Genomic DNA, 13,088 nt, shown 5'->3' on the forward strand with positions numbered 1-13,088 from the left:
GTGAAAGCCCTCGTCCAGACCGGCCCCAACAGCCTCGTCCACCGCGAGGAGCAGGATCCTTCGCCGGCTGCCGGCGAGGCGATCATCCGCGTCGAGGCGGTCGGCATCTGCGGCTCCGACATGCACGCGATCCATGGGCATGACCCGCGCCGGCCGGTGCCCATCATCCTTGGTCACGAAGCGGCAGGACGGGTGCTGACCGGGAAGCTGGCGGGGCGGCGCGTCGCAGTGAACCCGCTGGTCGTGCCGGCCGACTGTCCCTTCGCGCGCGAAGGCCGCCCGCATCTCTCGCCACGCCGGGAGATCCTTTCCATGCCGCCGCGCGCCGGCGCCTTCGCCGAACTGGTGCGCGCGCCGGAGGAGAACCTGGTCGAGATCCCGGAAGCGATGCCCGCCGCGCAGGCTGCGCTGGCGGAGCCGGTCGCCGTCTCCTACCACGCGGTGCATCATGGGGCCCGTCTGCTCGGCCGTCCGCTGCCATCGGCGCGCTGCCTCGTGCTGGGCGGCGGCGCGATCGGCCTTGCGGCCGCGCTGGTGCTGCTCCAGGGCGGCGCAGGCGAAACCTGGCTGATCGAGCCGAACCTGGCCCGCCGCGCCACGGCGGCGCGGGCCGGCGTCGCCCTCGCGCGCGCGCCGGAGGAGGGGCCGGAGGAGGGCTCCTGCGACCTGATCCTGGATGCGGTCGGCGCCGCCGCAACGCGCGCGAGCGCGAGCCGCCTGGCGCGGCCCGGCGGGGTGATCGTGCATGCGGGGCTGCTGCCCGGCGCCGAGGGCCTCGATGTGCGTCGCCTGACGCTGCAGGAGATCACCTTCACCGGCACCTACTGCTACACGCCGGGTGAATTCCGCACCGTGGTCCGCCTGCTCGCCACCGGGCGCCTGGGCGCGCTGGACTGGCTCGAGACCCGGCCGCTGGCCGAAGGCGCGCGGGCGGTGGCCGATATCGATGCCGGCATGGTCGCCGCCGCCAAACTCGTGCTGGTCCCCTGATGACCCGAAGGACTGTCCCATGAACCTGGCCCGGTTTCCCCGTATCCGCCTCGGCCACGGCCCGACGCCGATCGAGCCGATGGAGCGCCTCTCCGCGCGGCTCGGCGGCCCGCGCCTCTGGATCAAGCGCGACGACTGCACCGGGCTGTCCACGGGCGGGAACAAGACGCGCAAGCTCGAATACCTGATGGCAGAAGCGGTGGCGCAGGGCGCCGACATCGTGATCACCCAGGGCGCGACGCAGTCCAACCATGCACGGCAGACCGCGGCGGCCTGCGCGAAGCTCGGCCTGGCCTGCCGCATCCTGCTGGAGGACCGCACGGGCTACCGCGACGCGGCCTACACGCAGTCTGGCAACGTCCTGCTCGACAAGCTGCACGGCGCGAGCATCGAGCGCCGCCCCGGTGGGTCGGACATGCAGGCGGAAATCGACGCGGTCGCGGACCGGATGCGGGCTGAGGGGCGGCGTCCGTACGTCATTCCGGGCGGCGGCTCGAACCCGGTCGGCGCGCTGGGCTACGTGGCGGCGGCGCTGGAACTGGTGAGCCAGGCGGCCGAGATTGGGCTGCGCATCGACCACCTGGTCCACGCCACGGGCAGCGCGGGCACCCAGGCCGGGCTCGTGACAGGGCTGGTGGCGCTCAACAGCGGCATTCCCGTCCTCGGCATCGGTGTGCGCGCGCCGCGCGAGAAGCAGGAGGCGAACGTGCTGGCGCTCGCGCAGCGCACCGCCGACCACCTCGGCCTGCCCGCCGGCACCGTGCGCGCGGAGCATGTCGTCGCGAATTGCGACCATGTCGGCCAGGGCTACGGCATCCCGACGCAGGGAATGGTGGAGGCGATCAGGCTCGTCGCGGAGACGGAGGGCATCCTGCTCGATCCCGTCTATTCCGGGAAGGGCATGGCGGGTCTGGTGGACCTGATCCGGAAGGGACGCTTCAGGAAGGAGGACAACGTGGTCTTCCTCCACACCGGCGGCGCGGTCGGGCTGTTCGGCTACCCGGAGGCTTTCGACCTGCCGGCCGAGGTGGCGTGACACAGCGGAGGGAGTCGCATGACCGCGCCTGCCGCACCTCCGGCACGCCGCCTCGGGATTGCGCCTGGCCTCGCACTCTGCCTGTCGGTCGCGCTCGCCTGCACCTGGTTGCGGGACGCGACGGGCATCGCTGCGCTCAACCCGGTGGTGCTGGCGCTTCTCCTCGGCATTGCGCTCGGTGCCGGTCTCGGCCGTCCGGCGCCCCTCCGGCCCGGGATTGCCTTCGCCGCGAAACCCTTCCTCCGCGCGGCTATCGTGCTGCTCGGGCTGCAGGTGACGCTCGGCGAGCTGGCGGGGCTGGGCGCTGCGGCGCTGGTGCTTGCGGTCGTCGTCGTCGCGGTGACGCTGCCCTGCACGATCTGGCTCGGCCGCCGCCTCGGCGTGGATCCGGCGCTCTCGCAGCTCATCGGCGCTGGCACCGCGATCTGCGGCGCGAGCGCGATCGTCGCCGCGAACCAGGTGGCGCGCGGCCGCGACGAGGACGTGGCCTATGCGCTCGCCGTCATCACGCTCTGCGGCACCGCGGCGCTGCTGGCCTTCCCGCTGCTCGGCGAGGTGCTCGGCCTTTCGGCGCGCGCCTACGGGCTCTGGGCGGGCGCTGCGATCCACGAGGTGGTGCAGGCCGTCGGCGCCGCCGCGGCGGGTGGGCCGGAGGCGTCGCAATCGGGGACGATCATGAAGCTCGCCCGCGTCGTGCTGCTTGCCCCGGCCGTGCTTGCGCTGGGCCTGCTTGCCGCGCGCGCGGCCTCCCGGCCTTCCGCGCGGGTGCCGGTGCCGTGGTTCGCCTTCGGGTTCCTCGGCCTCGTCTTGGGGGGCTCAAGCGGCCTGCTGCCGCCTGTGGCGGCGGAGGCGTCGCGGCAGGTGGTGCCCGTCATGCTCGCCGCCTCGGTCGCTGCGCTCGGCCTGTCCACCGATCCGAGGGAGCTGCGGCGGCGCGGCATGCGGCCGCTGCTGCTCGGCGCCCTCAGCACGGTCCTGATCGCGACCCTTGCACTGGCCGGCATTGCCCTGGCGGGTTGAAGTCGGATCGGCGACCGGGGTGGCCAGCACATGGGCGACGGGAAGGTCTGGAACGTGGGATGGCGTGATCGGGTCGGCCAGGAGCGCGAACTGCCATGACCGGTCGTTCTTCGCAGGAGACACAGCCGGGCCTCGGAGGCCGCCTCGGAACGCCTCCGGCGCGATGTGCTGCGCGAGGCTCATGTCGCCCCCCCCAAGCTATTCGGGCGACAAGAATTCCTGCCCTGCTGGCCGACGACGAAAGCGGTTTGCGGGCCTTTCGCATGACCGATACGCTTCCAGATGACCGCCAGAGGTAATTCCATGCCCGACGCCGCCCGCCATGCCCCTCCCTGCGCGCAACTCGCGATTCCCGGCGCCGGGGCGGGACACACGGCGCACCACACGGACTACATGGCGGCCGAGATCGGCGCGGTCTCCCTCACCCCGGCCGGGCCGGTGGTCGCCGGCAGCTGGTCATCCTTCGAACTCGTCTTCACCGCCGGCCGCTTCGGCGTGGACGACACCGGCTCGCTCCGCATCTGCACGCGCCAGGTCTCCGACCTCGCTCGTCCGCAGTTCACCGATCCCAAGGCGCCGAACTACGTCTCGGCCGAGGCCTCGAACGGCGCCGTCCTGCGTCTGTCCTTCGACCCGAAGCTCACGATGCGGCCATGGAGCCGCACCATCACCGTGGCGGTGGAGCGCGGCTTCCTCTCGCCCGGGGACAGGATCACGGTGCGCCTCGGCGACCGGCGCGGCGGCTCGCCCGGCCTGCGGATGCAGACCTATGCGGAGGACGAGTTCCGCTTCCTGGTCCTGGCCGACGTGTTCGCGACCTGCAACTGGGCGCTGCTGCCGGACCAGCCGAGCCTGTCCGTCGTGCCGGGCGACGCCGCCACGCACCGCGCCGTGCTGCCGACGGCCCGGCGGGTCGGGGAGAGCTTCGCGCTCGGCCTTCGCGCCGACGATGCCTGGGGCAACCCGACCGGGCGTCTCTCGGGCCGCTTCCGCCTTCGCGCCCGCGGCGGCAGGATCGAGGGCCTTCCGGAGGTGCTGGACTGGCCAGCCGGCGCGCGCGCGCATCGCCTGGATGGCCTGCATGCCGCGGCACAAGGCGACCTGCAGGTGGATTGGGTGGACGAGGCAGGGAAGGTGCTCGCCACGTCGAACCCGATCCGCATCCTGGAGGGCGCGGATCTGCTGCCCTACTGGGCCGACCTGCACGGCCAGTCCGGCGAGACGGTGGGCAGCAACAGCGCGCGGCGCCTGGCGGAATACGCGCGCGACTGCGCCTTCGTCGATGCGATGTGCCATCAGGGCAACGACTTCCAGATCACCGGCGCGTTCTGGGCCGACCTGAACCGCCTGACCGCCGAGTTCGACCGGCCCGGCAGCTTCGTGTTCTTCCCGGGCTACGAATGGAGCGGCAACACCGCGCTCGGCGGCGACCGCAACGTGATCTTCGCCGAGGAAGGGCGCACCATCCGCCGCTCCTGCCACGCGCTGGTCGAGGACCTGTCCGACGCAGGCAACGATGCGCTGGACGTGAAGGCGCTGCACGCGGCGCTCCGGCGGGAGGACGGCGTGCTCTGCCAGCCCCATGTCGGCGGCCGCTACGCCAACCTGCGCTACGCGCATGACCGCCAGCTGGAGCGGGCGGTCGAGGTGCATTCCGACTGGGGAACCTTCGACTGGCTGCTGGAGGATGCGTTCGCCGTCGGCGCGCGCGTCGGCGTCGCGGCGAATTCCGACGGCCACAAGGGGCGGCAGGGCGCCTCGCATCCCGGCGCCTCGCAGTTCGGCTCCTATGGCGGGCTCACCTGCATCCTGGCGGAGGAGCTGTCGCGCCCGGCGCTGTTCCGGGCGCTGAAGCGGCGGCACCACTACGCGACCACGGCGGCAACACGCGCGCTGCTCGAGGTGAAGGTCACGCTCGCCGGGCCGGCCGACCTGCACGAGGACGACCCCGCACTGGGCGGCGCGCCCATCGGGCGGAGCACGACGGCGATCATGGGCGACATCCTGACGGGCGTCGCGGATGCCGACGCGCTGTTCGAGGCCACCATCCTGGCCGGCGCCCCGGTTGAACGTGTTGAGCTGCGCAACCGCACCGACCTGCTGGAGGTCTGGCGCCCCTACGCCGCCGCCGACCTCGGCCGCCGCGTCCGGGTGATCTGGGAAGGGTCGGAATATCGTGGCCGCGGGCGCGAGACCCTGTGGAAGGGCAGCGTCGCCGTGGCCGGCAACCGCTTCGGCGCGACGTCGGCCATCAACCGCTGGAACGTGGACAAGCCCTTCGCGCCCGGCGCCGAGCGCGTGGCGTTCGAGGCGGTGACGACAGGCGGCTTCGGCGGCTTCGAGACGATGCTGGAGAACCCGTCGGCCGGCACGCTGGAGATCGCGACGAACCTGGTGACCGCGAGCCTGCCCGTCGCGGAGATCGGGCTGGAGGACCGCGCCTTCGAGGCGGGCGGTCTCGGCCGGCGCATCCGCGTCTTCCGGCTGCCGGACGCGAACCCGCACACCCGCATCCGCCTCTCCCGCCGCGTCGCGCTCAGGGCTGGGGTGGACAACGCGCTCTACCTCCGCGCGACGCTCGAGGACGGCGCCGTCATCTGGTCGAGCCCCATCTACCTCATTCGACAAGGAGACCGATGATGCGCCGCCGCAGCCTGCTCCTCGCCGCCGCGGGGTCCGCCGCCGTCCCGGCCTCGGCGCGCGCGCAGGGCCAATGGCCGACGCGGCCCATCACCCTGGTGGCGCCGCTGGCGGCCGGCAGTTCGGTGGACATCGTGGCGCGCATCTTGGCGGAGGGCTGGGCGGCACGGCTAGGCCAGCCGGTGGTCGTCGAGAACCGCCCCGCCGCGAACGGCACGCTTGCGCTCGGCCAGGTCGCGCGTGCGGCCCCGGACGGCTACACGGTGACGATCACCGGTCAGACCGCGATCGCCTTCAATCCGCACCTCTACGCGAACCTGCCCTACGATCCGCTGCGGGACTTCGCGCCCGTCACGCGCCTGGTCGCGGTCAGCAACGCACTCGTCGTGCCGCGTGCCTCCAGGTTCCGGTCCGTCGCGGAGGTCATCGCCGCCGCGCGCGCCGCACCGGGGCGTCTCACCCATTCCTCGGGCGGGGTCGGCACCACGCATCACATCTCCGGCGCCATGATGGCGCAGATGACCGGAATCGAGGTGACGCACGTCCCCTATCGCGGCGCGCCCCAGGGCATCATCGCCGTGACGACGGGAGAGGTGGACTTCGCCTTCTTCAACATCTCCACGCTGCTCAGCGGCATCCGCTCCGGCGAGCTCCGGGCGCTCGCCGTCACCTCGGCCGGGCGCTCGCCCTTCCTGCCGGACGTGCCGACCATGCAGGAGGGCGGCGTCGCAGGCTATGAGATGAGCACCTGGATAGGGGTCTCCACCGTCGCCCGCACGCCGCCCGCCGTCATCACGCGCATGTACGAGGCGACGCACGCCATGATGCAGGACGAGGCGGTCCGGCAGCGGCTGGTGCAGATCGGCTTCGACCTGGTCACCCTGACACCGCCCGACGAGATGGTCGCCCTGCACCGTGCCGAGTTCGAGCGCTGGGGCCCCATCCTGCGCGCCACGGGCGCGCGCGTGGACTGACGGCGGGGCGGCCCCTGCCCCTTCGCGGAAGCACGGGGCCGCGCGTGCGGCCGGCGGGTGTCATACTGACCGGCGTGAATGCTGACACATTCACGCCCCTCAGACGCCGGGCGGGCCGCATCCGCGGCCCTTGGCTTCGCCGCAGATGCGGCGGCCGCCATCCGGCGGCTCGGCGGGCTTCGCCCGCCGCCATCGGATCACCTTCAACGCCGGCCGGTATCAATCCGGTCGTATGTTGGCCCGCTGGATCACCGGCCCGTAGCGCCGCCGCTCGGACTCGACGAATGCGGCGAAGGCGTCGGGCGCCATCGGGGCCGGCACCATCACCTGCGCGTGCATGCGCTGCTCCGTCGCGGGGTCGCGAAGCACCGCCTGGATCTCGCCCGAGAGCCGCTCGACCACCGCGCGTGGCGTCCCGGCGGGTGCCGCGAAGCCATGCCAGGGATCGACGATCGCGTCCGGCCAGGTCTCGGCAAGTGTCGGCAGGTCGGGCGCGAAGAAGGGTAGGCGCCACGGGAGTTTATAGGCGTTTATAGATTGCCCGAACCCCGACCGCCGCTTGGCAGGAGCCCTTAACTCCTTGATTCCGAAGGAAAAATGGTGCCGACACCCGGGATTGAACCGGGGACCTACTGATTACGAATCAGTTGCTCTACCGCTGAGCTATGTCGGCGCACCAGGCGGGGCCGCCCTATAGACCGGCGCGGGCCGGCCGACAACCTCCCTGCGCAGTCCTCCCCTGCCAGGGGCGGTGGCGCGTGGTAGCGTGTGCGCAACATGCGGCGCATCCTGATCCTCCTCCTCCTCGTCCTGGCCGGTGGCGGCGGGGTCTATGCCTGGCTCGGGCTGCCGCCGAGGGTCGCGATCGCGCTGGCCACCGAGGGGCGGGCGCTGGAGGCGGTCTATGCGACCGGCAGCGTGGAGCCGGTGCACTGGGCGCGCGTCGGCCCCGCCACCCGCGCGCGCCTGATGCAGGTCCTGGTCGAGGAGGGCAGCCGCGTCACCCAGGGGCAGAGCCTCGCGACGCTCGACGACCGGCAGTCCCGCTCGCTCGCAGAGGAGGCGGAGGCCCGGGCCCGCTTCGCGGCCGAGGACCTCGCGCGCACCCGCACCCTGGTGGCCCGCGACATCGCCGCCCGCGCCACGCTGGAACGCGCCGAGCGCGATGCGCGCGCCGCCCGCGCGACGGCCGATGCGGCGGGGCAGCGGCTCGACGACTACGTGGTGCGCGCGCCGACCGACGGCATCGTGCTGCGCCGCGACGCGGAGGTGGGCGAGGTGGTGGACACCCCCGCATCCCTGTTCTGGATCGGCGAGCCGCGGCCGCTGCGCGTCACCGCCGAGGTGGACGAGGAGGACATCGCCCGCATCGCGGTCGGCCAGCGCGTGCTGCTGCGGGCGGACGCCTTCGCGGGACGGGTGATGACGGCGACCGTCGCGCAGATCACGCCGAAGGGCGACACCACGCGCAAGGCCTATCGCGTGCGCCTCGCCCTGCCTGACGACACGCCCCTGCTGATCGGCATGACGGTGGAGGCGAACATCGTCCTGCGGGAGGAGGCGGCCGCCGTGCTCGTCCCGCCCGGCGCGGTGGTGCTGCCCGCGGCGGCGCGGGGCGGGGCCGCGGCGCGCGCCTCCTCGCCGCCCGCGGCGCCGAACGGCGCGCCCCGCCCCGCCGTCGTCTGGGTGGTGGAGAAGGAGGTGGCGCGCCGGCGCGAGGTGGAGATCGGCGTGCAGGGGCCGAGCGCGACCGAGGTGCGGCGCGGCCTCGCGCCCGGCGAGGCGGTGATCCTCGACCCGCCGGCGGGCCTGCGCGACGGGCAGGCGGTCCGCCTTGCCGCGCCGCCGCCCCCGGCCGCCGCGCCCCCCCGCGCATCGGAGGGCGGGCGGTGAGGCTGATCCTCGACCTCGCGCGCGGGATGCTGGCGCGGCGGCGGCGGCAGACGGTCGTCTCGGTCTCCGGCGTCGCGCTCGGCGTCGCCTTCTTCATCGCGATCGCCGCGCTGATGCGGGGCTTCCAGACCTATTTCGTGGCGCAGATCATCGACGTCGCCCCCCACATCACCATCAAGGACGAGACCCGCCGCCCGCCGGCCCAGGCCGCCGAGATCGCCCTGCCCGGCGCGGCGGTGGAGGTGCAGGGCATCAAGCCGCGGGACCGCATCCGCGGCATCCGCGCGCCCGGCGACAAGCTGGCCATGCTGGAGGCGATGGAGGGCGTCGCGGCCGCCCCGGTGCTGTCGGGCCAGGCGCTGCTGCGCTACGGCTCGCGCGATGTCTCGGCGGCGGTGACGGGGATCGACCCGGCGCGGCACCGGCGCGTGTCCAACATCGAGAAGGACATGATCGCGGGCAGCCTCGAGGAGCTGCGCGCGACGGCGAACGGCATCGTCATCGGCGAAGGCCTGGCGATCCGGCTCGGCGTCGGGCTCGGCGACACGATCGGCGCCGTCTCGCCGGCGGGGGTCGCGCTGTCGATGAAGGTGGTCGGGCTGTTCCGCACGGGCGTGCAGGCGCTGGACCAGCAATACGGCTACGTGCTGCTGAAGGTCGCGCAGGTGCTGCAGGACCGGCCGAACGTGGTGAACCAGATCCTCGTGCGGCTTGCCGACGTGACGCGGGCCGAGCCGCTGGCGCGGCAGATCGAGGCCCGCTTCGGCGACCGGTCGGAGAGCTGGGAGGAGCAGAACCAGAACATCCTGACCGTCTTCGTGATCCAGAACGCGATCATGTACTCGGTCACCGGCGCGATCCTGCTGGTGGCGTCCTTCGGCATCTACAACATCATCTCCACCGTGGTGTTCGAGAAGACGCGCGACATCGCCATCCTGAAGTCGCTCGGCTTCACCGAACGCGACATCCAGCTGCTGTTCCTGGTGCAGGGCATGGTGGCCGGGCTGCTCGGCGCCATCGTCGGCTGCCTGCTCGGCGCGCTGATGATCGAGGCGCTGGCGCAGATCCGCTTCGGGCTGGAGACGCCGGCCGGCAACGACCGCTTCATCCTGGCGCGGGACTGGCGGGTCTACCTGGCTGCCAGCATCTTCGCGGTGCTCGCGGCCGGGATCGCGGCGGTGATCCCGGCGCGGCGCGCCAGCCGGCTCGACCCCGTCCAGGTGGTGCGCGGGGCGGCATGAGCGGCGAGGGAACGGCGATAGGCGCCGTGGCGCCGCTGCTGGAGGCCCGCGGCGTCACGCGCACCCTGCCGGAAGGCGCGACGTTGGTGCGCGACATCTCGCTGACCGTGAGGCCGGGCGAATTCGTGGCGATCACCGGGCCGTCCGGGTCGGGCAAGTCCAGCCTGCTCTACCTGCTCGGCCTGCTGGACCGGCCGACCGCCGGGCAGGTGCTGCTGGAAGGGCGGGACACGGCGAGGCTGGCGGCGGCGGAGATGGCGTCCCTACGCCTCGCGCGGCTCGGCTTCGTGTTCCAGTTCCACTTCCTGCTCCCGGAATTCCGGGCGCTCGACAACGTGCTGATCCCGATCCGCCGGCTCGGCCGGCTCGGCGACCGCGCGGCGCGCGAACAGGCGCAGGCACTGCTGGACAGGCTGGGGCTGGGCGAGGCGGCGGGGAAGCTGCCGGAACAGCTCTCGGGCGGGATGCGCCAGCGCGTTGCGATCGCCCGCGCGCTCGCCAACGACCCGGCGCTGATCCTGGCCGACGAGCCGACCGGCAATCTCGACACGAAGAACGCGGCGGCGGTGTTCGACACCTTCGCGCGGCTGACGGCGGAACAGGGCCGCACGGTGCTGGTGGTGACCCATGACGCGGAACTGGCCGCCCGCGCGCATCGGCGCATCCACCTGGTGGATGGACGGATCGTTTCGGACGGCCCGGTCGTCGCTGCGCCTCGTTACGGGACTGGTGCGCTCAATCCGACGGCATAGGTTAAATCGCCTACAATATTTTACTATCGGTTGACCTTTGCCGCATCCCACTACTACTGGTTGTCCACACGACATCGTGAACACGCCGGGGCCAGCCCCGGCCAGGGGACACCATGGGCATCGCGGCGCGCATCGTCCTGATCGACCGGGAACAGGAAGCCGGGACCGGCACCGCCGCCTATCTCGGCCGCAACGGCCTGCAGGTGGACATGCTGCCGGCCGCCGATTCCACGCTGCGCCACGTCGCCAGCCGGCCCCCCGGCCTCGTGGTGCTGCACCACCGGCTCGAACTCGACCGCGACCTCGGCCTGCTGCGCCGCATCCGCGCGGTCTCCGCGGTGCCGACGATCATGCGCGCGATGGACGCCGACGACGAGGTGGACCGCGTCATGGCGCTCGAACTCGGCGCCGACGACTACCTGTCGAGCCACGCAAGCCCGCGCGAACTGCTGGCCCGCATCCGCAGCGTGCTGCGCCGCGCGGGCGGCGGGGCGGTGCCGGCCGGCGAATCCGGCTGGCGGATCTGCCCGCGCCAGCGCGAGCTGTTCGGGCCCGACGGCGCCCCGCGGGGCCTCACATCCGCGGAATACGAGCTGCTGCACGGCCTGGTGCGCCAGCAGGGCGTGCCGGTGCAGCGCGACGCGCTGTCGCTGGCGGTGCTGCGCCGGCCCTACCACCCGGAGGACCGCGCGCTCGATAACCTGGTGCTGCGGTTGCGGCGCAAGCTGAACGACGACGGCGCCAGCGCGCGACTGATCAAGTCGGTCCGCGGGGTCGGCTACGTCTTCGTCGGCTTCGACGCGGCGGAGGGGAGGGAGCGCCCGCCCCGCGCCGGATCGGTTCCCGAGCCCCATGTCACGAGCGCGTGTTGATTATTGTCTTTCTACCTATGCGTGTAGACCAAGCAGGTTTTACAACCCCGATAGCCGCAGCCCAAGCGGCCCTGACCACAGCCTGCTTAGGACAAGGATCCCCTCATGGCCGACTTCGCCTCCATCCCCGGCAGCTGGTACGGCACGCAGCAAGCCGACGTGATCGACGCCGACGCCGCCTTCCCCGGCGTCCTCGACAACATGCTGGTGACCTATGGCGGCGACGACTACCTGCTCGCCGGCCGCGGCCATGACTTCGTCCTGGCCGGCAAGGGCGACGACACCGCCTTCGGCGGCACCGGCGACGACCTGCTCTACGGCGAGGACGGCAAGGACCGCCTCGACGGCGGCACGGGCGACGACATCGTCGACGGCGGCAAGGGCACCGACCTGCTGTTCGGCGGCGAAGGGCGCGACAGCCTGTTCGGCGGCCAGGGCGACGACACGATCGATGCCGGCACGGGTGACGACGTCGCCGCCGGCGGCAAGGGCGCGGACCTCATCAACGGCGGCACGGGCAACGACCGCGCGGCGGGCGACGAAGGCGACGACACCCTGTTCGGCGGCAGCGGCGACGACTGGCTCTCCGGCGGCAAGGGCGACGACATGGTCGTCGGCTCCGGCGGCCGCGACACCATCCACGGCGATGCGGGCGACGACCGCCTCTCGGGCGGCGCGGATGCGGACACCTTCTACTTCGAGTCCAAGTTCGGCGGCGACGTCGTGCTCGACTTCCGCCCCGGCGAGGACATGCTGGCGATCAAGGCCGGCATCAACGGCACGAGCATCGACAGCGCCAGCGACCTCGCCTCCTTCGTCAAGGGCGGGCCGATGGGCGCGGTCATCTCGCTCGGCGGCGACAGCATCACGCTGGTCGGCGTCTCGCGCGACGACCTGCTCAGCCACCTGAACGACTACGTGAAGATCGTCTGAGGCGGGCGCGGGGGACGCATGGCGGCACAGGCCCTGCCGGCCGGGGCGCGATCCCCGGCCATCCCCCGAACCGCCTGGAGTCCAGGGGGCTTCCTCGCCCTCGACGCCGCGATCCCGCCGGTCCCTTCGCAGGGGCCGGCGGAACTGCGTCTGGACGGCGTCACCGTGATGCCGCCCGTCGCCTGCCTCGCCCTGCCGGGCGGCCTGCTGGCCCTGGCCGCCGCCTCCGCCGCCTGCGCCGAAGGCGCGGTGCTCGAACTCCGCCGCGACGGGCGCGCACTGGCCCATGCCACGCTCGGGCCGGCGGGCGGGCTCGCCACGCTGCTCGCCGACCGGGCGGAGCCCGACCTGCTGGTCCTGCTGCGCCGCCTGGTCGCCGCCGCGCCCGCCTTCCGCGCGCGCACCGACCCTCGCTTCGGCGGGCTGTGCCACGCCGTCGCAGCCGCCCTCGCCGCGCGCCCGGCCGCCGCGTTGGCCGGCGACCGCCCCTGCCTCTGGCGCCTGCCGGAACCCGCGGCGCCGGGCGCCTGGCACCTGCTGGCCCCCGCCGCGGCGCTCCGCCCCATCGCCGCGCCCGAACCAGGCTCCCGCCTCCTCCTGCTCGATGCGCCGCCGGGCGGGGGCGCTTTGCTCCTGCCGCCGGATGGTCCGCCCATCGCGCTGCCGGCGCCGGCCGCGACGCCCCCCTCCCTCGTCGCGCTGGCCCGCCGCGGCGGCGCGGCGCGCGGCGCGCTGGC

12 protein-coding genes and 1 tRNA gene are annotated in these 13,088 nt (G+C 73.1%); 11 read left to right on the plus strand and 2 right to left on the minus strand.

Features of this window, described 5'->3' with window-relative positions; genetic code table 11:
* From ACK8OX_RS18510 to ACK8OX_RS18530, 5 genes are all read left to right on the plus strand, one after another.
* Positions 1-990, plus strand: coding sequence for an alcohol dehydrogenase catalytic domain-containing protein (locus ACK8OX_RS18510; RefSeq protein ID WP_430665713.1), 990 nt, complete (start codon positions 1-3; stop codon positions 988-990).
* 19 nt (positions 991-1,009) lie between these two features.
* Positions 1,010-2,026: a D-cysteine desulfhydrase gene (locus ACK8OX_RS18515; protein WP_430665714.1), complete on the plus strand. Its 1,017-nt coding sequence runs from the start codon at positions 1,010-1,012 to the stop codon at positions 2,024-2,026.
* Between the two features lie 18 nt (positions 2,027-2,044).
* Complete coding sequence (locus ACK8OX_RS18520) at positions 2,045-3,046, plus strand: YeiH family protein (RefSeq protein ID WP_430665715.1); 1,002 nt, start codon at positions 2,045-2,047, stop codon at positions 3,044-3,046.
* A 303-nt stretch (positions 3,047-3,349) separates the two neighbouring features.
* A complete protein-coding gene (locus tag ACK8OX_RS18525; protein ID WP_430665716.1) occupies positions 3,350-5,686 on the plus strand; it encodes a hypothetical protein in 2,337 nt (778 codons plus the stop codon).
* Positions 5,683-6,660 (plus strand): Bug family tripartite tricarboxylate transporter substrate binding protein, encoded by a 978-nt coding sequence (locus ACK8OX_RS18530; protein WP_430665717.1) that lies wholly within the window; start codon positions 5,683-5,685, stop codon positions 6,658-6,660. The genes ACK8OX_RS18525 and ACK8OX_RS18530 overlap by 4 nt, the downstream gene beginning before the upstream one ends.
* A gap of 219 nt (positions 6,661-6,879) precedes the next feature.
* On the opposite strand, the gene ACK8OX_RS18535 is transcribed toward ACK8OX_RS18530, so the two are convergent.
* Together ACK8OX_RS18535 and ACK8OX_RS18540 are read right to left on the minus strand one after the other, a co-directional pair.
* Positions 6,880-7,245 (minus strand): Bug family tripartite tricarboxylate transporter substrate binding protein, encoded by a 366-nt coding sequence (locus ACK8OX_RS18535; RefSeq protein ID WP_430665724.1) that lies wholly within the window; start codon positions 7,243-7,245, stop codon positions 6,880-6,882.
* A gap of 13 nt (positions 7,246-7,258) precedes the next feature.
* Positions 7,259-7,333 (minus strand) — tRNA-Thr (locus tag ACK8OX_RS18540).
* Positions 7,334-7,437: 104 nt separating this feature from the next.
* Here ACK8OX_RS18540 and ACK8OX_RS18545 point away from each other — a divergent pair.
* The 6 genes from ACK8OX_RS18545 to ACK8OX_RS18570 form a co-directional block, all read left to right on the plus strand.
* Complete coding sequence (locus tag ACK8OX_RS18545; RefSeq protein WP_430665718.1) at positions 7,438-8,553, plus strand: efflux RND transporter periplasmic adaptor subunit; 1,116 nt, start codon at positions 7,438-7,440, stop codon at positions 8,551-8,553.
* Positions 8,550-9,794 carry an ABC transporter permease gene (locus tag ACK8OX_RS18550; RefSeq protein WP_430665719.1) on the plus strand — a complete coding sequence of 415 codons (1,245 nt, stop codon included), beginning with the start codon at positions 8,550-8,552 and terminating at the stop codon, positions 9,792-9,794. The genes ACK8OX_RS18545 and ACK8OX_RS18550 overlap by 4 nt, the downstream gene beginning before the upstream one ends.
* Complete coding sequence (locus tag ACK8OX_RS18555; protein ID WP_430665720.1) at positions 9,791-10,546, plus strand: ABC transporter ATP-binding protein; 756 nt, start codon at positions 9,791-9,793, stop codon at positions 10,544-10,546. Before ACK8OX_RS18550 ends, ACK8OX_RS18555 begins: the two co-directional genes overlap by 4 nt.
* A gap of 113 nt (positions 10,547-10,659) precedes the next feature.
* A complete protein-coding gene (locus tag ACK8OX_RS18560) occupies positions 10,660-11,418 on the plus strand; it encodes a winged helix-turn-helix domain-containing protein (protein ID WP_430665721.1) in 759 nt (252 codons plus the stop codon).
* Positions 11,419-11,523: 105 nt separating this feature from the next.
* Positions 11,524-12,351: a calcium-binding protein gene (locus ACK8OX_RS18565; protein ID WP_430665722.1), complete on the plus strand. Its 828-nt coding sequence runs from the start codon at positions 11,524-11,526 to the stop codon at positions 12,349-12,351.
* A gap of 165 nt (positions 12,352-12,516) precedes the next feature.
* A partial coding sequence (locus ACK8OX_RS18570; protein ID WP_430665723.1) for a hypothetical protein occupies positions 12,517-13,088 on the plus strand: 572 nt, incomplete at its 3' end.

This window comes from Falsiroseomonas sp. CW058 (assembly GCF_050563535.1).
GTDB lineage: Bacteria > Pseudomonadota > Alphaproteobacteria > Acetobacterales > Acetobacteraceae > Falsiroseomonas.

Bases quoted from the DNA above. Each gene is read 5' to 3' on its own strand.
- ACK8OX_RS18555 (WP_430665720.1), top strand. From the start codon at position 9,791: ATGAGCGGCGAGGGAACGGCGATAGGCGCCGTGGCGCCGCTGCTGGAG.
- ACK8OX_RS18525 (WP_430665716.1), top strand. From the start codon at position 3,350: ATGCCCGACGCCGCCCGCCATGCCCCTCCCTGCGCGCAACTCGCGATT.
- ACK8OX_RS18545 (WP_430665718.1), top strand. From the start codon at position 7,438: ATGCGGCGCATCCTGATCCTCCTCCTCCTCGTCCTGGCCGGTGGCGGC.
- ACK8OX_RS18530 (WP_430665717.1), top strand. From the start codon at position 5,683: ATGATGCGCCGCCGCAGCCTGCTCCTCGCCGCCGCGGGGTCCGCCGCC.
- ACK8OX_RS18515 (WP_430665714.1), top strand. From the start codon at position 1,010: ATGAACCTGGCCCGGTTTCCCCGTATCCGCCTCGGCCACGGCCCGACG.
- ACK8OX_RS18520 (WP_430665715.1), top strand. From the start codon at position 2,045: ATGACCGCGCCTGCCGCACCTCCGGCACGCCGCCTCGGGATTGCGCCT.
- ACK8OX_RS18565 (WP_430665722.1), top strand. From the start codon at position 11,524: ATGGCCGACTTCGCCTCCATCCCCGGCAGCTGGTACGGCACGCAGCAA.
- ACK8OX_RS18560 (WP_430665721.1), top strand. From the start codon at position 10,660: ATGGGCATCGCGGCGCGCATCGTCCTGATCGACCGGGAACAGGAAGCC.